This window comes from Pedobacter frigoris (assembly GCF_032678645.1).
GTDB lineage: Bacteria > Bacteroidota > Bacteroidia > Sphingobacteriales > Sphingobacteriaceae > Pedobacter > Pedobacter frigoris_A.
In genome coordinates, this window is record NZ_JAVTSP010000010.1 from 1 (window position 1) to 26,807 (window position 26,807).

Below are 26,807 nucleotides of genomic sequence, written 5' to 3' on the forward strand. Positions count from 1 at the left end.
TAGTTGTCGTTGCTGTACAACAAGATAGTACTACAAAAGCTCCGGTTGAGTTGAAAGACCTTCCAGAGGCGGTTACTAAGACCCTACAATCTGACCCTGTAAAAGCATGGATTCCAACTGCAGCGTTTTTAGTAACTAATGCAGACAAAACTTCGTATTATCTGATCAATGTGAAGAAAGAACAAGAAACCGGTTCTTTGAAAATCGACAAAGACGGTAAAATCATTGAATAACCCCATATATAACAATAGCTAATACATAGAAAAGGCTGGAGGATTCCGGCCTTTTCTATGTATTAGCTATCTGATAACCGTAACACTACCTTTCAAATAGTTAGTATGTGCCTTACTTTTAATTCTATAATAATAAGTTCCCTCCGATACATCTTTTCCTCTGAACTTACCGTCCCAGAACCAATTATCACCTTTCCCTTCAAAAACAATCTGACCTAAACGATTAAATATCAATACACTTGCAGAAGGGTCATTTTCCAAACCCTTAACATACCAAAAATCATTTATTCCATCACCATTAGGACTAAATGCATTTGTCATTACAAGTGCACGACTTATTTCATCTTCTTTGCACCATTTAATCACTTTAAATATGCCCGTCGCTGTACAGCCCTTTTCATCTTCAATCAAGACCTGATAATTTCCCGGCGCATTGACCTTAAGTAAATTACTGGTCCCTTTAACGCCATTCCAGGTGTAGCTGGAATAACCGGGATCAGCCTGCAGAATGAGCTCCTGTCCAGCGGTCGTACACAATTTAGTTTCACTGGGAACGCTAAGGATAATTTCGTTATTCACTTCAACAGTCACGGGATCACTTATATTACTACATCCTGAGTTATTTCTAACCTCCACGCTATAATTTCCGGGGGCAGTCACCATAATACTTTTCGTCACAGCTCCAGTATTCCATTTGTATGAATTAGCATTAGTCTCAGCAGTAAGGGTGACAGTTTCTCCAAAGCATAGTAGCTTCGTTGTGCTTTTGCTAATGCTTACCAGCGGCTTCTCTGAGATGACCAATATAAAAGCATAAGGATCTGATTCTTTGGCACAAATCCCGTTATTGAAAGTAGCGCGATAATTACCATTTAATTTAGGCTTAATGCTCAACTGTCCTTCAAATTCAGAAATTTCCTGTCCATTAAAATACCATTTCACCTGATAATTCATGGGATTGTTTACTGTTAATTCCAATGACTGTCCCTCACAATAATTGGGCTGATTATGGCCAATCACCGGTTTTTGCAAAGCAGTTATCTTTAATGTAACTGAAGATGACGTGACGTAGTTTTGATCACAGTTACTAACTTCTACCCTGTACTTACCGTCACCAGTTGCAAAGTAACTATTACCTATTGCGTTGGGAATTTGCAAATCATTTTTAAACCAGCGGTAAGCATATCCGTTCTTTAATACAGTATTTAACTGTATCCCTTCGGTTTCACATACACTGATCTCGGTCGGATAATTAAAAGTGATCTCAGGAGCTGCCTTATTTCTTATCACATAATCTTTCGAGCGCAGCTTTACACCTTCACAGAGCGCAGTCATTTCTGCCCTATAAGTTCCTTCTTCATTAAATACACCTTCACGAATCCCCGTTAATCCATTAACTTTTAGTCCATCTTTATACCATTCAATCAGGACAGGTCCCAAAAAATTACTTGGAACGCTCGAAATAATCTTCAGATTGTTACTTCCACAGAGTTCAAAAACTACTTTTTCCTCCGTCTGTTCTACAGGAATTCCTAAATAAATAAAGCCAGGAACCACCTTGTTTTGATAGTTTGTCCCATCAAATTCAAGATATACCTTTTTTAATCCTAAAGGTGTGGCAGCCCAAACTACCTTTTCACACATACTGAGCATCCTTGGGCTTTCGTAAGCAAAATTAGTATATTCAGTCGCAATATTATTGATTTTCAAGCCATTCAAATCCGGGAAGGGAATAAAATTCACCAAATCTGGTCGTGCTACCTGCATAAATTCATCATAAACCGATAATGGTGTATAATAAAGGCCCTCAGTTGATGCAGCGATAATGAAACTTTGTTCCAATAGACCTGGCAATTTTACGACCTCGATGATGTCAGTTATCTGCTTTCCGGAAATGACTTGTCTAAGCTGACTAGCAGTTCCGCAACGTCCATATTTCTTGACGTATAACCCTTCGCTGGTACCCCAGAAATCATAGGCTTCATCTGATGTATAAATTTTAGATTGAAAATCAAAGAGTGAGGCTGTAATTCTTGAATATCCTTCTCTATCTGGAATTACTGAGACAAAGGTTGTATGACCCAGAGTCTTGATAACTGAATAATCAGATTTCCATTCGCATCTTCCTGAAGTAGAAAACTTGCCCTGAAATTCTACCCCTCGTATACTTGTACGGGTTATCGTAAAATCCTTTATATCATAGCTTGGTTGTCTGTAGATATCATATTTTACCATGTTAGTTGTTCCACGAAAAACGTGATAAAGGTATTGATCAGTCGCAATAGCCAGAAAGTCTTCATATAGAGGATCTCCTTTGATAGCGGCATCTGATTTTGTGTCATTAAGAACAACTGCAATATTCCTGATTTGTGTTATTGCAGGATCGCTTAATATCAATTCTTTCTTTACGCCATTTTTAATCTGCATTAACCCTTTAGCTTCATGAGTAAAATACATATCATTAAAGTTATATCCTGCAAAGTCTGTAACTATAATATCACTGATAATTAAGTAGGCGGTAAAATCAATCTCCTGAGCTTTTTTGTAATACACTTTTCCATCTCCGGTAAGGGCCCATACGGTCTGATCATCATGAGTAACCATCACTTTTTTTATATAAAGATTGTTTAGGTAATTATTCTGATCAAGCTGCAGGCTCAACTGTCCGTGACAGTTTAAGATAAATAAAATTGATATAAAAAGAATTAAAGAGAGCGACTTTGCATTCATATAAAGTTTTTACTAAAGTACTGGAACTGTACAAATATAGATTTATTGAATTTATTTTTGAGAATTAGAGATCATTATCAAAACGTAAAATAGTCAAAGAATTGCGTCGTAAGGCAAATAATTTTGACTCGTCATGGCGGTTGTATGGGATCTCCGTCGTAGTTGGGTATTACCTCATTATCACCTGATGCGTACCTCCTTCGCCAACAAGTACCGTTTTGCGAAGGAGCTAATATCAAGATACGAGAAAGGTAAGCATGAGGTAGATTCCTATATTAACCTCTTATCACCCCCGTATTAACTATAATCGAACACTAATTCGGCATGATTCTCGTTCTTATATCGATATGAGATTTAAACTATTCCTGTTTTTATTATTTTGCGCTACCGCCATAAAGGCCCAGACTTTCAAATACCCTGTACTCAATCCTCAGGGGAAAACCATCAAATCTCTGGCACCCACTCAATGGAAGGCGGTAGATTCTGTGTACGGTGATTTAAATAACGACAAGATTGAAGACCTTGCAGTGATTTATGAGTTTTATGCAGCTGTAAAAGAAAACCGGGCTTATGGCGACAATACTACAGAGCTGATTACCGAGATACAGAAACCGAGAATACTGGCTATTTACTTTAAATCCGGCAGAAACTATCGCCTGTCTACTCAAAACAACAACTTCATTTTAAGATCTGAAGAAGGCGGCGCTATGGGCGATCCTTTAAGGCCTTTGAAGATCGCAGACAATAAGCTTACGCTTTCATTTGAAGGCGGTGGCAACTGGAGATGGAAATTGAGCTATACTTTCAGGCACCAGAACAACGATTGGCAGCTTACCAAAGCCAATAATTTTGCTTACCACAATAGTTCGGGAGAAATGAACGATAAGCAGTATGATTTTGTCAATAAAAAACGAGTGGTGATCAGCGGAACTATTGAAAATAAGAACGCTAATAACGAAAAGATAGAACAGCCTTTATCAGTAAAGGCATTAAGGACGTTTACTAGTTTTAAGAAACCCTGGACCTGGGAGATCGGGCCTGACGAGTATTTGTAAAAAAGGCTCCCGATTATCGGGAGCCTTTTTCTTATCTTGAATAATTTGGTGCTTCTTTAGTGATTGAAATATCATGCGGATGACTTTCTCTCATACCAGCAGCGGTAATCCTTACGAACTTCGCTTTCTGAAGCTGATCTATAGTAGCAGCACCGCAATAGTGCATACCTGCTCTCAAACCGCCTACGTACTGATAAATCACCTCTGCCAATGTACCTTTATAAGGAACACGGCCAACAATACCTTCCGGTACAAGTTTGGTTACCACATCAGTTTCATCCTGGAAATAACGGTCTTTAGAACCCTGAGCCATTGCCTCAACAGAACCCATACCACGGTACGATTTGAACTTACGTCCTTCGTAAATGATGGTTTCACCTGGTGACTCTTCTACTCCTGCAAACAATGAACCTGCCATGATTGCACTTGCTCCCGCAGCGATTGCTTTTACAATATCTCCCGTTTGTTTGATACCACCATCAGCGATCACCGGAATACCTGTTCCGATTAATGCCTGTGCACATTCAAATACAGCGTACAATTGAGGTACTCCTACCCCTGCAATGATCCTTGTAGTACAGATAGAACCCGGACCAATACCTACTTTAACCGCATCAGCTCCTGCTGCTGCCAAAGCTCTTGCAGCATCTGCAGTAGCAATGTTACCGGCTATTACCTGTAGTTCAGGCCAGCGTTCTTTGATGGCGATCACCATGTCAATCACTCCTTTTGAATGTCCGTGGGCAGTATCAACCGTTACCACATCTACTCCTGCTTTTACCAATGCCGCTACACGGTCAATGTTATCAGCAGCTACACCTACAGCAGCACCTACGCGAAGTCTGCCTTGCTCATCTTTACAAGCTTTAGGGTAGTTTTTATATTTCTGTATGTCTTTGAAAGTAATCAGACCAGCCAAACGGCCGTCTTTATCTATCACAGGAAGTTTTTCAATTTTATAGTCCTGCAGAATTTCTTCAGCCTGCATTAATGTAGTTCCTTCAGCTGCAGTGATCAGGTTTTCCCTGGTCATTACTTCAGAAACTTTGCGCTGCATGTCTTTCTGGAAACGAAGATCCCTGTTGGTGATGATTCCTACAAGCTTGTTGTCGGCATCAATAACAGGAATACCGCCGATTTTAAATTCTTTCATGATCTGAAAGGCATCGGCTACTTTAGCATCTTCACGAAGGGTTACAGGATCCTGGATCATTCCGCTTTCTGAGCGTTTTACCTTTCTTACTTCCTCCGCCTGACGCTCGATGCTCATGTTCTTGTGCAGCATACCGATACCTCCTGCCTGGGCAATAGCAATGGCTAGTCCGGCTTCAGTTACAGTATCCATAGCAGCAGAAACTATAGGAACATTAATACGTATTTTTTTGGTAAGGAAACTTCCGGTATCCACGTCACGTGGCAGAACTTCAGAATAAGCAGGTACTAATAATACGTCGTCGTATGTTAGTCCTTCAGCGATAAATTTATTGGGATCGAGTTGCATAGCAAATAAGTTTACGAGTTACTATTTGCCGGGCAAAAATACGATTATTATTCGTAACACGCAATAGTTATCTGGAAATAGACCTGTAAGGGCAAAAGATTACAATCAAATTAAATAATTTGCTTCGCAGCTTCTTTGACGTCAGGACGACGTGGGATATAAAAAAGGGAATGTCCGAAAAGGTCAATTTATTCTTGCCGTCATTCTGAATTTATTTCAGGATGACGAACGTACCTTTTCGGACAGCCTTTATGTAACTTGAATGTTTACTTACAATTGAGTAGATTTTGAGAAAACCGGCTCTCTGTCTTTTACTATTCTTTCAGATCCTTCATTAACTACTTTTCCGTTAACCTCAACTTTGTAGGTAACCGTAAAAGGCGTGGCACCAAATTCAAAGCCACCAATATTTAAAACACCAGCGTAGAAACTATCGGCAGATTCTATAACTATGGTCTTTCCGCCGTTAAAATTATCGGTACCCAGGGTTAACGATGCACCTCTCACTAAAACTCCATCAACATTCCAGTCTACAGTTGATCCATTGGTTTTTGATCCGGCAACGGTTACATCAAAATAATCACCTTCCGCTTTTTTAAAATCACTTGAAAGGGTTAAAGTGATTTTTGCTTTCTTGCCACTTGACGGACTGTCATCATCTTTCTTTTTGCAAGAGAATAAAACTGTTAAAGCGGTCAGTCCGCAGGCAAGCATCATTACATTTTTGTTGATTTTCATAGGTTGTATTTATTATTTGTTTTACTTATTTATCTTTATCAATATCTCTCCATCGTCCAGTCCTTCCAGATTCTTCTCAGCAAACGTAGTCGCCGATACTTTTTGCAGTGCAGTTAACAACTCTTCACTAGTGCCAGCATGCTGCACCTGAATAGTTGAAGACGACGCATTGAATTTCATTTTTGTGCTGGCTACACCTTTGGCAGTTTGAACCTTTTCGTTAATGCTTTTAAGCATAGAAAAATCCACACCGCTGAATTTTATAATCGTATTTGTTTCTGCTGCTGCACTTTTCTTCCCAAATAACCCCGCAGCTTTTAATCCCGTTTTCGAAGCTTTATCAGCAGAACCAGCAGCCTGGTCCGCCTTATTTAAAACTTTATCTATTTTATCTAAAATGCCTTGTGCACTTGCTGTTGTTGCGCCAAACACCAATAAAGCGAAACATACGGTTAATGATTTTTTCATGTTTTTCATGGTTTGAGTTTTAAGGTATTCAAAGTTACCTCCCCAAAACAGGCAGTACAATAACTACAAGCAGTCATTCTTATATAGCTGTTTACAGCTATATTTCACATTTTATTTCCATAAAATGCAGATTATGCTTAACCTTATCAGGAGATAAAAAATCACTACTACATCCTACCAACCCATGAAAACCTATTGTTTCAGCCTAGTTCTTCTTCTGATTGCTATCAAGAGCGATGCGCAATCTTCTGCCCCTGACAGGTACCTCGACAGTCTAAATAAACTGATCAAGACAACCAAGTCCGACAGTATAAAGGCCCGTAATTACTTCCTGCTATCTGATTATTGGAGAGAGCAGGATACAACCAAAGCAAGAGCTTATCTGGAAAAGGGGAAGATTCTGGGCGATAAATACCCTTTCATGAAAGCGTTTTACTATTCTTATTTAGGAAATTATTATCTAGGGATAGACGATGCCAAAAGTGAGCTCAATTTTTTAAAGGCCGACAAGGGACTTTCTGTTTTCAAGACCAAACAAGCCTACCAGGAACGAGCCGGGGCCTGGCATAATTATGCTTTGGTGCAACAACATCAGGATGACCACAGAGGCGCCTTAGATGCACTGATTAATCATGTGCTGCCATTGTCGAAAATGGCGGGCGACAAAATATGGCTAGGCACTGAATATATTTCAATAGCCACGATTTTCATGAATTTAAAGCAGTATAAGAAAGCAATCCCCTATCTGAACCAAGGCATTGAGCTCTTTCAAAATGCCCCCCGAAGTCAGTATTTTTTGCTGGTGAATGCTTACCTGACTACATCCGACAACTATTTTGGTCTGGAAAACTACAAGCTAGCCAAAAAGTATCTGGATTTAGCCAAAACGGTGCTGGACAAATCAAAAAATATTGCCTCCCAGTATCGCATAGAAATATTTCTGCTTGACTACTATAAATGTGCTACAACCTATTTTGTAACTACCAAACAGCATCAAAAAGCGTTACAACATGCCGATGAGGCAATTAAACTGGCGAAAGAACTGAATGACAATTATTCCCTGCAGGAAATTGCCTTCGATAAGCACACCATTCTCCTGGAACAAAAACGCTATCCTGAAGCTGAAAAAATTTTAACGGATTTAGTGACGCAAAAAGAGACGAGCTCTTTAACTCAAAACCGGTTAAAAACATTTAATGCATTGGCCAGCCTTTACCATACAACCGGCAATATGACCAAGGCCTATGATTGGTTAAAAAAAAGCAAAACCCTGGGAGACAGTTTAAATGAAAGCAAATTAAAAACGGATGTCAGCAACCTGGAAATAAAATACAAAACTGCAGAGAAGGAAAAGAAAATTCTATCCCTGCATGCCGAAAACCAAAATGCCAATAATAAAATCAAACAAAACCACCTGTTAAACTGGCTACTGGGCTTGATTAGTTTGTTTTTATTGGCAATTGCTACTTTGGGCTGGCTATTTTACCGAAATAGTAAAAAGCTGTCCGCACAAAAAGAACTAAACCATCAACAACAAATAACAGATATTGAAAGACAAAGAGAGATAGATATGGTGCAAGTGATGCTGAACACCAAGGAGGATGAACAAAACCGCGTGGCCCGCGACTTGCACGATGGTCTGGGCGGAATGCTATCCACCGCTAAAGTCAATTTACTTCATTATACCCAGGAAAAGAACAACAATACTGATGCGGAACTTGGTAATGTGGTGATTCAGCTGGAAAACGCCATAACAGAACTTCGGCGTATAGCCCATAATATGATACCCGGAATGCTTTTAAAACTGGGCCTGGAGGCGGCACTGCGTGATTTATGCGACACGTTGAGCACGCAAAACCTGGATGTGGTGTTCCAGTGGCTGGACATAAAGACCGAATTGCCCGTTCAGGAACAGATTACCATTTATCGGATTGTACAGGAAGCATTAGCTAATGCGGTTAAACATGCCGATGCTAAAAATATACTTTTGCAATGCACACAAAGTGAGCACGTATTTTTCATTACCATAGACGATGACGGCAAAGGCTTTAACGTTGATGCCCCGGTAAAAAATCAGGGCATCGGACTTAAAAACATCAAAAGCCGGGTTGAACATTTAAACGGAACAATAGAAATTTTATCAAAAGAGAACGAACAAGGTACATCCATAAATATAGAACTGCATGTTACTACCTAAACCCAGCCTTGCCATTGTAGATGACCATCCGATTGTCATTGAGGGACTGACCAAACTTTTAATGAAGAAAGAAAAATTTGACCTCATTGGGAGTTTTACCAATGGTGAGGATTTTATTCCTTTTTTAAAAACCAATCCTGTAAAAATTGTGCTTTTGGACATTGTATTACCGGGTATAGATGGTATGGATTTATGTAAAGAAATAAAAAATATATCACCGTCAACTATTGTGCTGGCCTTTAGTAACCATCAGGAACGGAGCGGTATTATGAAAATGCTGGAAAATGGCGCAAGCGGATATGTGCTAAAAGATGCTCCAATAGACGAGCTGATGCTTTGCATTGATGAAGCGCTGAATGGCAGGATCACATTTAGCAGGGCCATTAATGATATTCTTATACAGGCGCAATTAAAAGAAAACAGACTGACAAAACTCACAAAAAGAGAGACCGAAATTCTGAAGTTAATTGCCGAAGGCACGACTACGCCTCATATCGCCGAATTGCTTTTCCTGAGCAAGTTTACAGTGGAAAATCACCGGAAAAATATACTGCAAAAGCTAAAAGCAAAAAACGTAGCTGAACTGATCAGCATTGCTAACCAACAGGGCTTACTTTAGTTTAAATCAGATTTCTGGCTTTTACGGTGCCGATTATTAAAGATTACAGTAAGATTAACTATCGGTGTCAAGCTGTTAAAGAATGTTAATGTCTTTTGATTCAATTGTATAATCCCTAGTTTTAGGATATTCTTTTAAAGTCAAAAACATAAATTATATACAGATGAAAAAACGCTTATCGCTCCTATTGCTGTTAGCTGCCACCGTCCAGCTACAGGCCCAGCAAATCAGCAAAGACAAACAAATTTCCAACTTAGAAAGCTTTGCCAAATTATATGGTTATGTAAGGTATTTTCATCCTTCGGAAGAAGCTGCTGCTGTCAATTGGGACAACTTCCTCTACTATGGCAGTAAAGAAGTAGAGAATGCGGCAAATCCACAGGTACTCAATCAAAAACTGAATGCCTTGTTTAATCCGATAGCACCTTCGGTGCGTATCGTAGGTACTGCTGCTGCAAAGGGTTTTGACGTAAAAAGCATTACTCCGCCAAATAAGCAGGACATGAAAGAAATCACCTGGCAACACTACGGCATGGGCAATCAGGATGGTCTTTATAAGAGTATCCGTACCAACAGACCGATCAAAATAAGAGATCCTAAACGGGCGAGGTTTGCAGTGGCGACCTCTTCGGTGGATGCTACCGCATATCGGGGGAAGAAATTCAGGCTCAGGGGATGGATGAAAACAGAGGTCACCTCGGGGCAGGGTCAGATGTGGATGAGGATAGATTGTGAAGGAGATAAAAGGGGTTTCTTTGATAATATGGACAGCAGACCAGTTAAACTTAAGGATTGGAAAGCTTATGAAATCAGCGGAACGGTAGATCAGGAGGCAAAAGAGATGGTCTTCGGGGCATTCCTCGTTGGCGACGGAAAACTATGGATAGATAACTTTACCCTTGAGGTGGAAACGGGCGGAAAGTGGACAGCGATACCTGTCGGCAATCATTCCTTTGAAGCAGAAGACACTGCAGGTTGGAATACCGGGTCGGCAGGATATAGCTATACACAGGTGAAAGATACCAAAGTGGAAGGACAAAAGGCTCTGCTGATCGCAGACATTTCGGAAAGTAAAATGCTGACCACCATCTTTGATGACAAACCGGCGTTCGGTGAGTATTTCATCAAAAACATTGGCAATGGCCTTTCCTGTATAGTACCGCTGGTACTGATGGGGACTGACAGCACCACCTACCCTGCTGCAAACGCTCTCCAGCTGAAGCAGTTGAAAGATAAGATAGATCAAGCGATAAAACTGCCGATGACAGCGAACGACCTTTATGTGAGGCTTGCAGCGGTAACGGTAGCCTGGAATGCATTCCAGCATTTTTTCCCATATAAAGAAGAAGCTAAGCTGGAATGGGACAAAGAACTGCCTGCAAACTTGCGTGCGGCATATGAAGCCAATGATAAAGAACGGTTTGCGAGCGTATTGCGTGTGATGACAGAAAAGCTGAAAGACGGACATGTACGTTTAAATTACGGAAGCCAGGATTACTTCTCCATTCCTGCAGGTGTGGTTCTTGCGGAAGGCAAGATCGTCATCAGTAAGGTAGATGAGGTGAAAAATCCTGCGGAGCAACTGCCGTTCAAAGCCGGCGACGAGGTGATTTCTATTGATGGTGTGCCAGCAATGAAACGCCTGACAGACCTTAAGAAAGAAGTCTCGGGTTCTGAACAGTATAAAACTTCTATCGCCCAGTCTGTATTTTTTAACGGCAATAAGGATACGGAAATGCTGCTCAAAATCAAGCGTGCCGGAGAAACTGAAAAAGCGGTTCGCCTGGTCAGAAAAGGCTACAGAGATTCGCGGGATACCACTACGATCAAAAAACTAAAGGACGGGATCTATTACGTAAACATTGGAAATACCGAAATGAAGGACATCACAGCAATGATGCCTGAACTGGCAAAGGCCAAAGGTCTGGTCTGCGACCTGAGGGGCTATCCTAAAGGGAACCACGAACTCATCTCCCACCTGCTGACAGTACAGGATTCGAATAAATGGATGTTTGTACCACGCATTACCCATCCTGATTATGAAAAAGTAAGCTATGAAGGTATGGGCTGGAACATGCCTGTTAAGACGCCGCACATCACTGCCAAGGTAATTTTCCTCACAGGCGGTGGTTCGATTAGCTATGCGGAAAGTTATATGGGTTTCATTAAGGGTTATAAACTGGCGACCATAGTAGGACAACCGACTGCAGGCGCAAATGGGAACATCAATCCTTTTAACCTGCCTGGAGGTTACAACCTCAGCTTTACCGGCATGAAGGTGAAGCTTCAGGATGGCGGACAATTGCATGGCCTCGGGATACAACCAGACGTCCTGGTAAACCAAACCATCAAGGGTGTGACTGAAGGCAGGGATGAATACCTGGAAAAAGCTTTGGAGCTGCTAAAATAACCTACCTGTTGTAAGGCTTTTCATTGATCCAGTGAAAACCTCTTTCTGTAAGGATAAAGTGCTTCTTTTTAAGCTCTATCCTTACAGAATCTTTATAGATCTTGCCCGCCAGCACCAGACTGTCTGGATTTGGGCTTGTATATTTCAGGATATGGGTTACGTTCGGATCTTCATTGAAGTTAATGTCGATTCTTTTAGATTTTGTGTCGGTTTTGATGGTATGAAATTCCACGGAATCGTTCATAAACACAATAGATGATTTATCGACCGCTCCCATCCTCAGCTGCTTCCACTGAAATGCATCATCATCGCCCATAACCATAACTTTGCTGTTCCTGATAAACTTCTTAACATCGTAAGCTCCGTAGAGTGGTGATTTTGGTGCTGCATCTCCATACATTTTTCGCGATTGGAGCAGCCCAAAGATTGGCATAATTACAGCGAGAAAGAGGATGACGTATTTGACACTGTACTTGGTGATCCGCAGCCAGCGCTTTTGAATTTCAGGGGCATTAAACTTACGCAGTGCTACGGCTTCGCCTTTGATTAGCAACCTGTAGAATTTTATGGCATTGGGTGCCAGAAGAAAGGCACTCATCAGGAACAAGGCTGTTGACACGATCTTAACCGGTACATCAAAGAAATAATTGATCGCCATCACATTGGCCGTAACTGCAAAGCAGATCAATGCGCCAAGGGTTACAGTCCGCCTGAAGAGCAGCAACAAAGCCATTACTTCTGCAAATCCCATAAAGAGGTTATACCCTTTTGAAAAGCCCATGAAGGTCCAGGCAAGGCCCATTGGAGATGACTCACCATAGGGCGTCAGTAAACGGGAGATTCCCGGAGAAGGAAACTGCAGCTTAATTACTTTGACCATACCGTAGTTGAACAGCATGATACCTACGTAAAACCGCACGGCAACAGTAAGCCAGTAATATAGTCTCGGATAATTCAGGTTTTTTCTATCAACTACAGTCCAGATTAAGGTGCCGGTAGCGGCAACAGTGGTTATGAACAACAATACCACATAATCATAGGTAGTATCTCCGCTCCCTCCCGTAAATTCGGTGATTTCGTAAGGCAGTTTGAGGATATGCTTTCCTACCCATGGAATAAACTGATGCATCAGTTCTGTAACGAACTGCATCACGAAATAAAACAGTGGATAGGCTCCGTTATTCACAAATAGGATGAACAGAATAAACAGGATGAAGACAAATCTAAAGGATAGCCTTTGAACTGGGGTCCATGCTCTCATAATTACTTATTGGTCTGTTAGACAATTACCGATATTGCAATATATAAAATGATGAGGATTTTAATCTTTTTTCTTTTCAGGATATATGCTATTATTGCAATATCTAAATTACAGCCTCAATGATTAAAATAAATTCGCTCTTTTTAAGCCTGTTTTTACTGGCGTGTACTTGCTATGCCCAGCAAGTAAAAGTAAACCACAAAACATTTAAGTACGGAAAAGTTGACCTCACCGAATTTGAAACCAAAGTTAGCGGTGTAGATTCTGCTGCGTCGGCAGTGGTTTTGTTTGATGTGGGAAAAGGTTATTTTGACCTCACTTCCAAGGGTCTTGTATATGTTCTTGACCGGCATACCCGTTATAAGATCATCAACAAAAATGGATATGATTATGGAAACCTGGAACTCCAGTTTTACAAAAGTCAGGGAAACGGGACTTCACTGGATCAGTTAGACGCGGCTACCTACAATCTTGAAAACGGGAAAATCGTAACCAGCAAAATCAATAAGGATGCGAAGTTTACCGAAAAACAGGATAAGAACGTTACCCTGAAAAAATTTGCATTGCCTAATGTAAAGGAAGGATCTATCATTGAATACAAATACAGAATTGTATCTGATTTCATTTTTACACTTCGTACCTGGTATTTCCAGAAGGATATCCCAACATTGTATTCCGAATTTGATGTCACTATTCCTGAATATTACAGGTACCGTCAGAATGCAAACGGCTTTCTGTTCTTAAACCCCACACAAGAAAATGTTAACCAGAATTTCAACGGCGCTACGCTCAATTGCAGAAAATATAATTTTGTAGTTGAAAATGCCCCTGGTTTAAAAAAGGAAAGTTTCATTACCACCATGCAAGACTATGTTAGCAGGGTAAACTTTGAACTGGCCTCTATCACTGTTCCCGGTGAAGCTTATAAGGAATTTACAACTACCTGGCCTAAGCTTGTGGCAGGATTAAAAACTGAAGAGAACTTCGGACAGTTTGTAGATAAGAAAAGTTTTATCAAAAGCCTTTTAAAAGAACAGATAAAAGGTGACCCGAGTAATAAAGACAGCATGCTGGTATCTATTTTCAATTATGTAAAAAATAACATTAAGTGGAATAAAGAAACAGAGCTGTACACGTCTGAAACCAATCCTAAAACTATTTTTGAAAAGAAAGCAGGCAACTCGGCAGACATCAATTTATGCCTTTACTCCTTATTGAAAGAAGCGGACATAGCTGCCTCTCTTATACTGATCAGTACAAGGGACAATGGGGCGCATCCCGGATTGCCAATGCTTACCGCATTTAACAATGTAATTGTGGGTGCAAAGATTGGTGAAAATATTGTCATGCTCGATGCGACAGACAAAAATCATTGCGTAGACATGATCAGTTATGATAACCTAAACCATCAGGGGTTAAAAATCGACTGGGAAAACGAATCTGCTGAGTGGGTATCTACGGATGACAATAAGATGAGTAAGAAGAACATCAATTATGTGCTGACCATGGATAGCGAAAGAAAGCTAAGCGGAAAGCTGTATATGTCGTCTTCTAATTATGAAGGCCTGGCCAGAAGAGACCAGTATTTGTCTGCAACCAATGAAACAGACTTTTTGAAGGATTACAAAACCAATAAGCCAGGACTGGGGATCAAAAACTATAAAATTGAAAACCTGAACAACCCTACAGAACCATTGATTGAATCGATGGATGTGGAAATAGAAGACAACATAGAAGAAGCAGGAAATCTGGCTTATTTTACACCGCTTTTATTTGAAAGAACAAAGGAAAACCCCTTTAAACTTGAAGAAAGAAAATTCCCGGTGGATTTTGGTTTTCCATCAGAAGAAGTTTTCCGTTTGACCATTGAATTGCCAAAAGATTATCAGCTGGATAAAATACCTAAAAACGAAAAAGTAATTCTTCCGGATGAAACGGCGGCATTTACATTCATATTCGCGGCTGAAGACAACAGGATTATGCTCAACAGCAAGATCACTGTTAAAAAACCGGTATTTACGGCTGAGGAATATTTTGACTTAAAAGAGCTGTTTAAAAACATAGTGAGGAAACAGGCTGAACAAATCGTACTAAAGAAAATTTAAAATGAAGAGATTATTGCTTTTTGTACTGGCTTTACCTGCATTTAACGGTGCTTACGCTCAAGGCATCTACGACGTCAGTAAGATCCCCGCAGATTTGACCAGGAATGCCTCTGTTGTAATTAGAAATGAGCAGCAGACCTATGAGGTGAAAAGTCCGGGAAGTGCGAGTCTGGACTATAAAACTGCCATGACTATTTTGAATAAAAATGGAGAAGATGCTTCACATATGGTGGAGGGTTATGATAAATTTTCCAGCATCAGCAATTTAAAAGCTACGCTGTATGATGCCAATGGCAATAAAATCAAAGATTATAAATCATCTGATTTTAAAGACAGGAGTGCCGTTTCTGAAGGCTCAATTTATGAAGACAGTCGCATAAAATACCTTGAGTTTACACATACGACTTACCCTTACACCATAGAATTCAGTTACAGCGTTAGTTACAATGGTGTACGCTCTTATCCGATGTGGTATCCGACAAGTTCATGGGGTCAGTCCATTGAACAGTCAAAATATACCTTCATTATTCCGGAAACAATGACCTTTAAATACCTTAAAAGTAAAGGTCTGGCTACGGATTCATTGAAAACAAAAGGTAAAACTGAGTACAACTGGAGTTGTAAGAATATCAGCGCAGTGGAATACGAGCCTATGAGTACAGGTTTAAGGAATGTGCTGCCTTGGGTAACTGTAGCACCTAATCAGTTTGAATATGACAACGCAAAGGCCAATATTGAAAACTGGAAAAACCTGGGCAGTTTTATGCAGGACCTCAGTAAGGGGCTTCAGGTATTGCCGGAGGCCACTAAGGCAAAAGTACAGGCCATCATTAAGGACGCAAAAACACCTGAGGAAAAAATCAAATTGCTTTATAAATTCTTACAGTCAAATACCAGATATGTGAGTGTGCAGCTTGGTATCGGAGGTTACAGACCTATTGCTGCGGAAAAGGTAGCAAGCGTGAGTTATGGTGACTGTAAAGCCCTGTCGAACTATATGAAAGCGATTCTTGAAGAAGCCGGGATAAAATCACACCTGGTGGTGATCGGTAATGACATGCCTTCCCTGAATAAGGATTTTGCGAGTATGAACCAGGCCAACCACATGATCCTTTGTGTTCCTTTACAAAAAGATACCACCTGGCTGGAATGTACAAGTCAGTACGTACCGGCGGGATATATAGGTTATGACAATTCAGACAGAACCGTATTGCTGGTAACGGACGAAGGAGGCAGACTTGCACAAACACCAGTTTACAAGCCTGCAGACAACTATCAGAAACGTATCACGAAAGTAACACTGACTGAAGATGGCAATGCAGATATCTCTATCGATTCAAAGTATGCCTACGCCCAGTTTGAAAGCAATCTTGGAATGCTGCTTAAGGATCCTACCGAGCAACGTAAAACATTGATGAACTCCTTGAGTATCCCCAATATGGAAATCAGCAACCTGAGCTATTCCCAACCAGATAAAAATACTGCGGTATTAGATGAAAAGATCGGTTTGAAATCATCGCAGCTGCTCACCAAGGGAGCTGACAAACTGTTTCTTACTTTGAACCTGCTGAACAGGCAGGATGGTGTGGTTACCCCTATTGAAAATCGTAAAACCTATTTTGCAGTTGATTATAGTTTTAATGATGAAGATGAGATCATTTATACTTTACCTAAAGGATATAAAGTGGAGTTTATCCCTAAAGATATTGTGATAGAATCTGAATTTGGGAAGTATACAGCAAAGTTTGCGAACAAAGACAATACGATCGTTTATACGCGGACCAAGACCATGACCAACAAGAAATATCCTCCTGAAAAATACAATGACTTTGTAGCCTTTTATAAGAAAATATATCAGGCTGATAAACAAAAAGGTATTCTGGCTAAAGCAGAGTAATAGAAGATTGTTTTAAAGAGGCTATCCGAAAAGGTGCGTTCGGACAGCCTCTTTAACTATTTTTTCCCGACAACAACTTTTGCAAATCTCTCAGTATTGAGGTATTGATTGGCAAGTGCGGCCAGTTCAGCCGATGTAATGGTTTTTACGGTATGAATATAGTTTGTATAGTAGCTATAATCCAAGCCTGAAAAATAGACGTTTTTGAACTTATCGGCATGAGAAAATGCATTCTCCAAACTCCCAAGCATAGAACCCAGCATGTAATTGCGTACCAGACTTAGCTCTTCTTCTTCAATTGGTTCTGTTTTTAGAATACCGATCTCCTTTTCGATCTCATTTAACGCATCGGAACATACATCGGCCCCTACTTCAGTAGCAATGAAGAAGTAGCCTGCATCCTTTAAAGAAACAACAGCAGACCCAATACCATAAGTATACCCTTTATCCTCGCGAATATTGGCCATCAGTCTTGAACCGAAATATCCACCAAGCAGACAATTTAAAACCTGGAATCCAGGGAAATCCTTATGCGTTCTGCTGATACCGAGGGCTCCCATACGAATGGCCGACTGAATGGCATCAGGACGTTCCACGAAGATGTCTCCTACAGGATGTTCTGTGAAGCTGAATTTGTTGACCACAGCAGCTGCATTATTGTCCCACTGCTGCCCCATAACACCATTTAAGGCATCAAACCCGGTTTGTTCGAATTTACCGGCAACAAAAATGGTACAGTTTTCAGGTTTATATGCCGCTTTAAAATAAGCGACAAGATCAGCCCTTTTTAGCGCATCGTAATCAGCAGCTTCGATATTTGATCCGTAAGTAGTATTGCCAAATAAGGCATTTGCGAACTGTCTGCGGGCCAGGTAATCATTTTTCTGAAGGTTTACCTGTAAAGACTGCTTCTGATTTTGAATAAAAATGGCCAGTTCCTGTTCCGGAAAAATACTTTCATTTAAAATTGAACGCATTATGGGCAATACTGATGCCAGGTGTTTATTTAAGGTGTAAAGCTTAACCGCAAGCTGGTCTGCACCATATTCTGTTTGCAAAAATGCGCCATAGTAGTCCACCTTATCTGCGATTTCTTTTGCAGTCAGCTGTGCGGTACCATTGTTGATCAGGTGACTCACTGCTATTGCCTGTAAAGGCTTGGAAGGATCCCAGTTTACGTTTTCAAATATAAACTCAATACGTACCAACTCCTGTTGTCCGGCATTGATGGTAAATACCGGGATACCATTGTCCAGTTTTTGCTTTAGCGGCTCAATAAATTTAATTTCATCAACCTGTTTTGATTCGGGGGCTAGTGTACGATTAAGCATCTTGGGCAGTTAAATAATAAAGTGTGGAACATTGTTCTTTTACAAAGGTTGTTTTTGCGGCCTGCAAAATTCGCTGTGGGGTAACCGAAAGGTACTTATTGATTTCCGTATTCAAATCCGCTGCATCGCCCAGCAACTCATAGTAAGCCAGGTTCATGGCTTTATCAAGTAAGCTCATTTCAGCGAAGACCATAATGGATTCAGACTTGTTTTTCACTTTAGTGATCTCCTCATCAGTAACCTCTTCTGTCGCTATTTTATTCAGTTCTGTCCAGATAGCAGCTTCAGCTGCTTCTACAGTAACACCCTGTACCAATTTACCTTCTACAACAAATAAGCCTTCATCTATGCTACTGGTGATGTAGGCATGAATGTCGCTGAACAGTTGTTGCTCTTTTAGCAGGCTATTGTACAACCTGGATGACTGCCCCTGAGAAAGTACATCAGAAAGCAGATCGTACGTCTGGTATTCCGAATCTTTTCTTGCAGGCATTTTAAATGCCATATAGATTGCATTAAGGGGAACATCAGCTTTCACTGTTTCACTTCTGGCCTCAGTTTGCTTTGGTTCATGAGGTAAATTTCTGTGGTATTTATCACCTGCAGGTATTGGAGCAAACCACTTTTCAGCAAGCGCTTTAACTTCTGATGTTTTAACATTACCACCAACAACCATAATTGCATTCTGAGGATTATAGTGCTTTTTGAAAAATGCTTTTACATCCTCCATTTTAGCATCCTCTATTTGTTTAAGGTCTTGTCCGATCGTTGCCCATTGGTAAGGGTGTGTTTGATAGGCAAGCGGCCTTAATTTAAGCCATACGTCACCATAAGGCTGGTTCAGGTAGCGTTGTTTGAACTCCTCACAAACCACGTTTCTTTGTGTTTCCAGACTTTTTTCAGAAAAAGCAAGGCTCAGCAGACGGTCGCTTTCCAACCAAAAAGCAGTTTCTAAATTGACAGCAGGGAGTGTAATGTAATAGTTTGTAATATCATTACTTGTGAAAGCATTGTTTTCACCTCCTACCCTTTGCAGGGGTTCATCATAACTTGGAATGTTGACAGATCCACCAAACATCAGGTGCTCAAATAAGTGTGCAAACCCTGTCTTGTCTTTTTCCTCGTCGCGAGCGCCGACATCATATAATATGTTTAACACCGCCATTGGCGTTGTATCATCTTCATGTACCAATACACGAAGCCCGTTAGCTAATGTAAAACGATTAAAATTTACCATAATTTAAAATGTTGTGGCAAACTTAGCCAAAACTGTGTTAGCATTTATGATGCGCTTTAAAATTATTGCATGAAGGTGAATAATTGCTTTTCAATTTTACCTAAGTTTGCAATATGAATACTACGGATTTATTACAAAGGGCCTTACAATTCGACTTCCTGACAAAGGAAGAAGGTGTTTTTTTATACAACAACGCTGCTACTGCCGAACTGGCATTTGTGGCCAATGAGCTGAGAAAGAAACAAGTGCCGAGCGGCAAGGTGACCTGGCAGATAGACCGTAATGTAAATACCACCAATGTTTGTATTGCCAATTGTAAGTTCTGTAATTTTTTTAGGAGACCAGGGCATGATGAGAGCTATATTACAGACATTGAGACCTATAAAGTAAAGATTGAGGAAACATTCAGACTGGGCGGTGACCAGTTGCTCTTACAAGGCGGCCATCACCCGGATTTAGGATTGCAATTTTATGCCGCTCTTTTTAAACAACTGAAAGAATTATATCCGGATTTAAAACTGCATGCCCTTGGTCCGCCGGAAATTGCGCACGTAGCAAAGCTGGAAGGCATTTCACATACTGAAGTGTTAAAAGCACTGAAAGCTGCAGGAATGGATTCTTTGCCAGGTGCGGGTGCGGAGATTTTGAATGACCGTGTAAGACGGTTGATCTCTAAAGGAAAATGTGGCGGACAGGAATGGCTGGACGTGATGCGTGCAGCTCATCAGCTGGACATAACCACATCAGCAACAATGATGTTCGGACACGTGGAAACCATAGAAGAACGTTTTGAACACCTGGTTTGGATCAGGGAAGTACAAAGTGAAAAGCCTGCACATGCAAAAGGTTTTCTGGCTTTCATTCCATGGCCTTTTCAGGATGATGGTACACTATTGAAACGCCTTAGAGGCATCAGCAATAATGTTTCCGGTGATGAATATATCCGGATGCTGGCCCTGAGCAGAATCATGTTGCCTAATGTGGTCAATATTCAGGCGTCATGGCTAACGGTAGGTAAAAATGTAGCGGAGCTTTGTTTGCATGCCGGTGCTAATGATTTTGGCTCTATTATGATAGAGGAAAACGTAGTTTCCGCTGCCGGTGCTCCACATCGTTTTACAGCTAAAGGAATCCAGGATGCGATCAGGGAAGCCGGTTTTGAACCCCAACTTCGCGGACAACAATATAATTATCGTGACATGCCCGAGCATTTAGAAGAACAGGTGATCAACTACTAAAAAAAGGAAGAGGACTTTAGTCCCCTTCCCCATCTTAAACTTAAACAAACATTATTCCCTAAGGCTTATTATTTAAGAAATAGGCCTGCAATAGCAAGTACCTGTGTAGAATTTAATGGTTCATCAAATGATTCCACAGCTTTAGCTTTAGTAACGCCCGTTGCAATTCCGGTAATGGTTACTCCTGTTTGTATATCCAGGTCTTCTCCTGCGTATACAGCATCCACCTGACTTATGCCCGTGTCGTTTGCTACGCCACCTGCACCAAGACTAATCCAAGGTTTGATGGCTGCGCCGCCACCGTTGAGGCCGCCCTGACGCATGAAACGGATATGTGCCGCGTGACGTGCTTCTACTGAGTGGATTTGAAGTGCAGTAGTTAGCACCGCATTTCCTTTAAGTACACCTGCCTGACCTTTATATGCCCTCACTCCTGTGTCTTCGAATGCCTGAGCTACCGCAAGGAAGGTCTGATAATTGGTATATACATCCCCAAAAGTTCCTTTCGCCGTAAAATCGAAGTCTGTGTAAGCAAGAGGAGCCCTTGCAGCCGTTCCTAACGCACCCTTTAACAAGTTTACGTGAGCCAATTCATGATCACGGATCGTGGTAATCGCACCAACTGCAGGAGTACCAGCAGGAATTAATCCAGGAGCAGCAACCACTGCGTGATTGTAAAAATGGTATTCTAAATACTCCAGTGTTAAAGCAAAGTTCAGGACTTCATTTACCGTTGCCGGTGCAGTCTGTCCGTATGCTTTCTGGAACAATGATCCCAGTGCCAAAGGCATGGCTGCCAGGGTAATTTTTTTGCTCATGTTGAAAAAGTCCTTCATGGCAGCCCTTCTTGGGTTTAATCTTTCATAGATCTCACCGTCAACTTTTTCTATTTCTTCTAATATATTTACAATATTCATGTTTTCTAGAGTTAAGGTTATAGGTTAATCACGTTAATTTTGGTTTTCACATATTTGCCTGCAATAGGTAAAACCTTATCAGGTGTTAAAGCAGCATCTAAACCATCGGCATTTTTTGCACCAAGTGGGCCTAATGAGTTTAAATCTGCGAAACTTCCATAAGAAACAAGATCACGGACGTATGAAGCATGACGAGCCTCAACAGAAACAATCTTTCCGGCAGCAAGCAAAAAGTTAACATCCGTCAGACGTACACCTACACCATTGTAAGCCGCAACACCTAAATCCTCAAATGCCATTGCAGCCCCAAGAACACTTGTCCTGCTGGTAAAATCGATACTCGAAAAATCAACTTCCAAACTACTGATAGCGGCAGTACTCAAAGCTTTCTTAAAATATTCTCTGTGCGCAATTTCATGGAACTGTATATCCTGAAAATAAGCTTTTTCATTTGCGCTAAAGCCCGATGGTGGTGCAGAAGCAACCTGTATATAAAATGCAGCTTCCAATTGCTCCAAAGCATATGCATAATTCAATACACCGAAGTCGTTTTTAAAATCCAGTGTCACGCCGGTAGACATCGGCATGTTGGGTCTATCTTTTCTGCATCCTGCTGCCACTAAAGCAACGGCTGCTGCACTTGCCCCTGCAAATTGCAGGAAGGAACGACGCTGTAAAGGTGCAGTAAAAACGTTACCACTTTCTGGCAGCACCTCCTGCGTTTTTGGTTCTTGTAAGTTTTTCATAATTATTAGTTTTAAGTTTTAAATGTCATGAAGCCTGCTTTGCAGCTTTCATTATTTTTAAGTTTTAAGGGTCTTTGGGCTTATGTACGAAAGAAAAAAAGGTTTGGTTTTAGCATTTGGAAAAAATATTCTTCTATCCTTCATTTTTTTAATAAATTCACCATAATAAAAACCCATGGACCGTGCTGAATGCCATTATTGTAGACGATGAAGAGTTTGCCCGCTCTTCATTATATTTCTTATTGCAGGAGAATTGTGAGGACATCAATGTCTCAGGAATAGCAAAGTCTGTTGCTGAAGCACGCAATCTCTTGACGCAAAATGCGATAGATCTGGTTTTTCTGGATATTGCGATGCCAGGTGAAAATGGTTTTGAGCTGATCCCTCAGGTTCAGCAAAGTAAAGCCCACATTATCTTTACCACCGCGTATGACCAATATGCTTTAAAGGCAATTAAAGCCAATGCCCTGGATTATTTGCTAAAACCTATTGATATCGACGAACTAAAGGAAGCTGTAAATAAAGCTTCGAAATATATCTCCATGAGTAAGAATGGTGAAAACAGAAGTGAAAGTTTACAAAACCTTTCTGCAAGCCTTAATGAGCGTAATGAGATCAGAAAAATCAGTCTACCAAATGGGCAGGGTTATAGTCTGGTGAGCATTGACGACATCATTCACATAGAAGCAGATAGCAATTACTCGATTTTTTATCTGGCAAACGGCGATAAGATCACCGTATCAAAGGTCTTAAAGGAATATGAAGAGATTTTGCCGGATAATCAGTTTGTAAGGATCCATAAATCGAGTATAGTTAACCTGAATTACCTCAAAGAATACAATTCAAAAAATGGATTAGAGGTAATATTGAAAAATGGTGGTAAATTAGCTGTTTCAAGAAGGCGTGCCAGTGATTTTGCAGATAAAGTAAGAGCATACACCAGTTTTGACAGTGATAAAGCTACCTCAAATTGACAACTGTTTTAAATAAATTATTACCCGGGCTTTTAACCTTTGTTATTGCTTTATTCTTTAGTACTTGCTGTTACCCGCAAAGTACGTACATACAGCATTTCAATACAAAAAATGGTTTGCCCAGCAACAATTGCTTTTATACATTGCAGGATTCCAGGGGCTATATATGGGTGGCAACAGATGCGGGTGTAAGCAGGTTTGATGGAAAGGTATTTGAAAATTTTTCAGTAGATGATGGATTGCCCGACAATCAGATCTTACAGTTGAGAGAAGACAATACAGGAAGAATCTGGTTTTTATCTCTGAACGGACAACTGAGCTATTTTCTTAATGGAAAAATATACAATGACAGCAACGACCAACTGCTTAAATTACTGAATTTCAATGCAGTTATTGTTTCGTTCTACCAGGATACAAAAGGTAGAATATGGTTTGGCACCAATAAAAACATATTGGTCATGTGGGATGGAAAAACCATAATGAAATACATCTCAGCGAATGTTAACCGTCAGTTTTTCAACACTTTCATACATGAAGATGCTGACGGCAAAATATGGGCATACAGTACAGGTAGTGTCAGGATATTCAATGGATCTGACTTCGACGTTGTAGAACAAGCTGATCTGCCGATATCCTACAAGACAATTTTGAGCACCTCCGATCATTTACTGGCGTATATCAATAAAAACGGATTGGTAACAAAGAAAAACAATAATGATCATTTTGAATATCCTATAGATCAATCACTTTTGAATAGTGAACTTGGATATTTTTACATGGATAGATCGAAAAATGTTTGGTTGAGTACTTCATCCGGCATCTATCATATCCAATCCGACGGCAAAAAGATCCATTACCTAAACAACATGTTTACCAGCCAGGTAATACAAGACATGAAGGGAAATATGTGGTTTACCACAAACAATGGGATATACATGTTGCCCAAAAAGAGCGAACGGCTTTACGTCATCAATAAAACAGACGGACTGACAAGTGACGTCATAAAAAGCTTAATTAAAGATGACAAAGACAGGTTCTGGCTGGGTTTTGATGAAGCAAACATCAATATCCTTGACCTGAAAAAGAATGATGTGGTTAAAATCACATTGCCAGATAAAAAAAAATATAATGTGATCAAACAGCTCAGCTTTGACAGCGTCAATCATGCGGTTTATTTTGCATCAGATTATGGCTTAGGGAGATTAAACAATATCCATCGAGCTGTGAATCAAATAGATTATTTAAGAGAATCGAATGATCTGATATTTGTGATCAAGAGTTTTAGTCTGGCCAAAAATAAAAGTCTGGCCATGGCTTTATCCTCAGGTGTGGTTATTTTAAACGACCGGATCAACAAATTTGAATTCAGTTCACTTTATCTGAAAGAAGGTGCAGATATTTTTAACAACAGATCTTATTGCACATTTTACGACAAAGATGAGCATCTTTGGTTTTCTACTATAAACGGACTTTCAGAGCTTTCAAACAACACCTTATATAGTTACTATAAGAAAAGTCCTTTGCTTACCAGGAGGATCAATGATATAAAGGAACTCAATGACGGAACGATCATTTTAGCTACAGATGGATATGGGATTCTGTTTATAAAAAACCGAAAGATCATTAAAGTAATCACACAACGTGATGGGCTTGCGGACAACATATGTAAGAAACTCTTTGTAAAAGACAATGCTGTATGGGTAATTACCAATAATGGGATTAATAAAGTTTCATTAGTTGATAAAAATGCTATAGTTGAGACTTTTGAATATACCAATGCGCTATTAAAAGATGATGTAAACAGTTTGTACATCGATGCTGACTATGCCTATTTTGCTACGAATAATGGCCTGGTTTACTTCCCTGTAAATAACTCTAAAGCAGCACATGAACTGCCTGTGGTGCTGATATCATCTATAGTAAACAATAAAGTTAAACTTAGTTTAAATGGGTCAAAACACATTCTCGATCCCTCAAACAACAACATTACATTTTATTACAGTGCGATAGACTTTCAGAACAAGAACATTACATATAGGTACAGATTAAAATCTGATGCCAACTGGACGGAAACAAAAAACAGGAGACTTGAATTTTCTTCCTTAGAGCCGGGTGAATATGTTTTTGAACTGAGCGCGAAGTATAATGATAGTGAATGGGGAAAAGCAACATTGGTCAAATTTGTTTTAGAAGAACATTTTTGGCAAACATTATGGTTTTTAGGACTTATATTCATTATTGCTGGATTTGTGTTTTACAAGATTGCAGTAGTAGTGACCAGAAGGCAAAAGAATAAAGAACAGGAACAGTTACTGTTGAAGAACAAAATACTTATGCTGGAGCAACGGGCACTGCAGGCCATGATGAATCCCCACTTTGTATTCAATGTGATGAATTCTATTCAGCACTATATAAATACTAAAGACACCGCCTCTGCAAATAAAATATTAACTGGTTTTGCAAAACTGATCAGAAAAAATCTGGACATATGTACGCAAAGTTTCATTACGCTGGAAGAAGAGCTTGAATACCTTGAATTATACCTCAGTCTGGAAAAGAAAAGGTTTGGTGAAAAATTCAATTACGCAATAAATGTAAATCCTGAAATTGATAAAGAAGAAACGATGATACCTTCTATGCTATTGCAGCCATACATTGAAAATGCCATATGGCATGGCATAATGCCCAAAGAAGAGGGAGGGAAAATAGACATCCAAATCAATCTCGTCGGAAATGACCATTTGCTGATCAATATCATAGATGATGGCATCGGGATAGAAAACTCTCTGAGAGACAAAAAAGGCGAGCATGTAAGTAAAGGCATGGACCTGACTAAAGAAAGGATCAATCTGCTAAATCAGGTTGAAGCAAATCCGATACAGATGCAGATCAGGCAAAATGGAAAATCAGGCACATTTGTCTCCATTTCAATTCCTTTAAATCATTAAAATACCGTTTACTCAATTTTTCATACCACTTACTAAGTATTAAAGAATGGTGTTTAAATTTGCATTAAACTTGTTATAGATATTAAAACAAACAGAGTTTGTAAAAAGCGTTCTTATAGAATTGATCAAAGATATTTTACCTAACCTAAAACTATATCTCAATTCAGGTTTCATTTGTGTGTTAAAAAATGGTAAAGTTCAT

Annotated in this window: 19 protein-coding genes; 10 read left to right on the forward strand and 9 right to left on the reverse strand. The window is 40.0% G+C overall.

Translation table 11 applies throughout. The features are described from left to right. Window positions 1–233: hypothetical protein (locus R2Q78_RS21065; RefSeq protein WP_316794558.1), on the forward strand; the 233-nt coding region annotated here is incomplete at its 5' end. Window positions 234–299: 66 nt separating this feature from the next. On the opposite strand, the gene R2Q78_RS21070 is transcribed toward R2Q78_RS21065, so the two are convergent. After that, the gene (locus R2Q78_RS21070; RefSeq protein ID WP_316794560.1) at window positions 300–2,963 is read right to left on the reverse strand and encodes a gliding motility-associated C-terminal domain-containing protein; all 2,664 of its coding nucleotides are present in this window, start codon (window positions 2,961–2,963) and stop codon (window positions 300–302) included. 347 nt (window positions 2,964–3,310) lie between these two features. Between R2Q78_RS21070 and R2Q78_RS21075 the strand changes: the two genes are divergently transcribed. Next, a complete protein-coding gene (locus tag R2Q78_RS21075; RefSeq protein ID WP_316794561.1) occupies window positions 3,311–4,018 on the forward strand; it encodes a hypothetical protein in 708 nt (235 codons plus the stop codon). Window positions 4,019–4,049: 31 nt separating this feature from the next. On the opposite strand, the gene guaB is transcribed toward R2Q78_RS21075, so the two are convergent. From guaB to R2Q78_RS21090, 3 genes are all read right to left on the reverse strand, one after another. Then, entirely contained in the window at window positions 4,050–5,519 is a 1,470-nt protein-coding gene (gene guaB / locus R2Q78_RS21080) for an IMP dehydrogenase (RefSeq protein ID WP_316794562.1), read from the reverse strand. 270 nt (window positions 5,520–5,789) lie between these two features. Next, the gene (locus R2Q78_RS21085; RefSeq protein WP_316794563.1) at window positions 5,790–6,257 is read right to left on the reverse strand and encodes a hypothetical protein; all 468 of its coding nucleotides are present in this window, start codon (window positions 6,255–6,257) and stop codon (window positions 5,790–5,792) included. Window positions 6,258–6,278: 21 nt separating this feature from the next. Continuing rightward, the gene (locus tag R2Q78_RS21090; protein ID WP_316794564.1) at window positions 6,279–6,725 is read right to left on the reverse strand and encodes a hypothetical protein; all 447 of its coding nucleotides are present in this window, start codon (window positions 6,723–6,725) and stop codon (window positions 6,279–6,281) included. A gap of 184 nt (window positions 6,726–6,909) precedes the next feature. On the opposite strand from R2Q78_RS21090, the gene R2Q78_RS21095 reads away from it, so the two are divergent. From R2Q78_RS21095 to R2Q78_RS21105, 3 genes are all read left to right on the forward strand, one after another. After that, window positions 6,910–8,922 (forward strand): sensor histidine kinase, encoded by a 2,013-nt coding sequence (locus R2Q78_RS21095; RefSeq protein ID WP_316794565.1) that lies wholly within the window; start codon window positions 6,910–6,912, stop codon window positions 8,920–8,922. After that, on the forward strand, window positions 8,909–9,541 hold the full coding sequence (locus R2Q78_RS21100; RefSeq protein ID WP_316794566.1) for a response regulator transcription factor: 633 nt from the start codon (window positions 8,909–8,911) through the stop codon (window positions 9,539–9,541). The genes R2Q78_RS21095 and R2Q78_RS21100 overlap by 14 nt, the downstream gene beginning before the upstream one ends. A 163-nt stretch (window positions 9,542–9,704) precedes the next feature. Beyond that, entirely contained in the window at window positions 9,705–11,951 is a 2,247-nt protein-coding gene (locus R2Q78_RS21105; protein ID WP_316794568.1) for a S41 family peptidase, read from the forward strand. A 1-nt stretch (window position 11,952) separates the two neighbouring features. Here the strand turns inward: R2Q78_RS21105 and R2Q78_RS21110 are convergent, their stop codons facing one another. Further along, the gene (locus R2Q78_RS21110) at window positions 11,953–13,212 is read right to left on the reverse strand and encodes a hypothetical protein (RefSeq protein ID WP_316794570.1); all 1,260 of its coding nucleotides are present in this window, start codon (window positions 13,210–13,212) and stop codon (window positions 11,953–11,955) included. Window positions 13,213–13,331: 119 nt separating this feature from the next. Between R2Q78_RS21110 and R2Q78_RS21115 the strand changes: the two genes are divergently transcribed. Both R2Q78_RS21115 and R2Q78_RS21120 read left to right on the forward strand, forming a co-directional pair. After that, window positions 13,332–15,317: a DUF3857 domain-containing protein gene (locus R2Q78_RS21115; protein WP_316794571.1), complete on the forward strand. Its 1,986-nt coding sequence runs from the start codon at window positions 13,332–13,334 to the stop codon at window positions 15,315–15,317. Window position 15,318: 1 nt separating this feature from the next. Further along, window positions 15,319–17,214 (forward strand): DUF3857 domain-containing protein, encoded by a 1,896-nt coding sequence (locus tag R2Q78_RS21120; RefSeq protein WP_316794573.1) that lies wholly within the window; start codon window positions 15,319–15,321, stop codon window positions 17,212–17,214. A gap of 56 nt (window positions 17,215–17,270) precedes the next feature. Here the strand turns inward: R2Q78_RS21120 and R2Q78_RS21125 are convergent, their stop codons facing one another. Together R2Q78_RS21125 and R2Q78_RS21130 are read right to left on the reverse strand one after the other, a co-directional pair. Continuing rightward, window positions 17,271–18,545 (reverse strand): pitrilysin family protein, encoded by a 1,275-nt coding sequence (locus tag R2Q78_RS21125; protein WP_316794575.1) that lies wholly within the window; start codon window positions 18,543–18,545, stop codon window positions 17,271–17,273. Further along, complete coding sequence (locus R2Q78_RS21130) at window positions 18,538–19,782, reverse strand: pitrilysin family protein (protein ID WP_316794576.1); 1,245 nt, start codon at window positions 19,780–19,782, stop codon at window positions 18,538–18,540. Before R2Q78_RS21130 ends, R2Q78_RS21125 begins: the two co-directional genes overlap by 8 nt. A 113-nt stretch (window positions 19,783–19,895) precedes the next feature. Between R2Q78_RS21130 and R2Q78_RS21135 the strand changes: the two genes are divergently transcribed. After that, window positions 19,896–21,020 carry a CofH family radical SAM protein gene (locus R2Q78_RS21135; RefSeq protein WP_316794578.1) on the forward strand — a complete coding sequence of 375 codons (1,125 nt, stop codon included), beginning with the start codon at window positions 19,896–19,898 and terminating at the stop codon, window positions 21,018–21,020. Window positions 21,021–21,088: 68 nt separating this feature from the next. Here R2Q78_RS21135 and R2Q78_RS21140 read toward each other — a convergent pair whose 3' ends face one another. Then, entirely contained in the window at window positions 21,089–21,937 is an 849-nt protein-coding gene (locus R2Q78_RS21140; RefSeq protein WP_316794579.1) for a ferritin-like domain-containing protein, read from the reverse strand. Between the two features lie 17 nt (window positions 21,938–21,954). Beyond that, the gene (locus R2Q78_RS21145) at window positions 21,955–22,683 is read right to left on the reverse strand and encodes a ferritin-like domain-containing protein (protein ID WP_316794580.1); all 729 of its coding nucleotides are present in this window, start codon (window positions 22,681–22,683) and stop codon (window positions 21,955–21,957) included. A 182-nt stretch (window positions 22,684–22,865) separates the two neighbouring features. Between R2Q78_RS21145 and R2Q78_RS21150 the strand changes: the two genes are divergently transcribed. Continuing rightward, a complete protein-coding gene (locus R2Q78_RS21150) occupies window positions 22,866–23,657 on the forward strand; it encodes a LytTR family DNA-binding domain-containing protein (RefSeq protein WP_316794582.1) in 792 nt (263 codons plus the stop codon). A 116-nt stretch (window positions 23,658–23,773) separates the two neighbouring features. Beyond that, window positions 23,774–26,605 (forward strand): two-component regulator propeller domain-containing protein, encoded by a 2,832-nt coding sequence (locus R2Q78_RS21155; RefSeq protein WP_316794583.1) that lies wholly within the window; start codon window positions 23,774–23,776, stop codon window positions 26,603–26,605. Window positions 26,606–26,807: the final 202 nt, after the last annotated feature.

What these genes read in the sequence shown, in the direction of transcription:
- R2Q78_RS21070 (WP_316794560.1), bottom strand. Translation starts at nt 2,963, where the DNA reads ATGAATGCAAAGTCGCTCTCTTTAATTCTTTTTATATCAATTTTATTT.
- R2Q78_RS21130 (WP_316794576.1), bottom strand. Translation starts at nt 19,782, where the DNA reads ATGGTAAATTTTAATCGTTTTACATTAGCTAACGGGCTTCGTGTATTG.
- guaB (WP_316794562.1), bottom strand. Translation starts at nt 5,519, where the DNA reads ATGCAACTCGATCCCAATAAATTTATCGCTGAAGGACTAACATACGAC.
- R2Q78_RS21075 (WP_316794561.1), top strand. Translation starts at nt 3,311, where the DNA reads ATGAGATTTAAACTATTCCTGTTTTTATTATTTTGCGCTACCGCCATA.
- R2Q78_RS21115 (WP_316794571.1), top strand. Translation starts at nt 13,332, where the DNA reads ATGATTAAAATAAATTCGCTCTTTTTAAGCCTGTTTTTACTGGCGTGT.
- R2Q78_RS21100 (WP_316794566.1), top strand. Translation starts at nt 8,909, where the DNA reads ATGTTACTACCTAAACCCAGCCTTGCCATTGTAGATGACCATCCGATT.
- R2Q78_RS21140 (WP_316794579.1), bottom strand. Translation starts at nt 21,937, where the DNA reads ATGAATATTGTAAATATATTAGAAGAAATAGAAAAAGTTGACGGTGAG.
- R2Q78_RS21085 (WP_316794563.1), bottom strand. Translation starts at nt 6,257, where the DNA reads ATGAAAATCAACAAAAATGTAATGATGCTTGCCTGCGGACTGACCGCT.
- R2Q78_RS21105 (WP_316794568.1), top strand. Translation starts at nt 9,705, where the DNA reads ATGAAAAAACGCTTATCGCTCCTATTGCTGTTAGCTGCCACCGTCCAG.
- R2Q78_RS21135 (WP_316794578.1), top strand. Translation starts at nt 19,896, where the DNA reads ATGAATACTACGGATTTATTACAAAGGGCCTTACAATTCGACTTCCTG.
- R2Q78_RS21095 (WP_316794565.1), top strand. Translation starts at nt 6,910, where the DNA reads ATGAAAACCTATTGTTTCAGCCTAGTTCTTCTTCTGATTGCTATCAAG.
- R2Q78_RS21120 (WP_316794573.1), top strand. Translation starts at nt 15,319, where the DNA reads ATGAAGAGATTATTGCTTTTTGTACTGGCTTTACCTGCATTTAACGGT.
- R2Q78_RS21145 (WP_316794580.1), bottom strand. Translation starts at nt 22,683, where the DNA reads ATGAAAAACTTACAAGAACCAAAAACGCAGGAGGTGCTGCCAGAAAGT.
- R2Q78_RS21125 (WP_316794575.1), bottom strand. Translation starts at nt 18,545, where the DNA reads ATGCTTAATCGTACACTAGCCCCCGAATCAAAACAGGTTGATGAAATT.
- R2Q78_RS21110 (WP_316794570.1), bottom strand. Translation starts at nt 13,212, where the DNA reads ATGAGAGCATGGACCCCAGTTCAAAGGCTATCCTTTAGATTTGTCTTC.
- R2Q78_RS21090 (WP_316794564.1), bottom strand. Translation starts at nt 6,725, where the DNA reads ATGAAAAAATCATTAACCGTATGTTTCGCTTTATTGGTGTTTGGCGCA.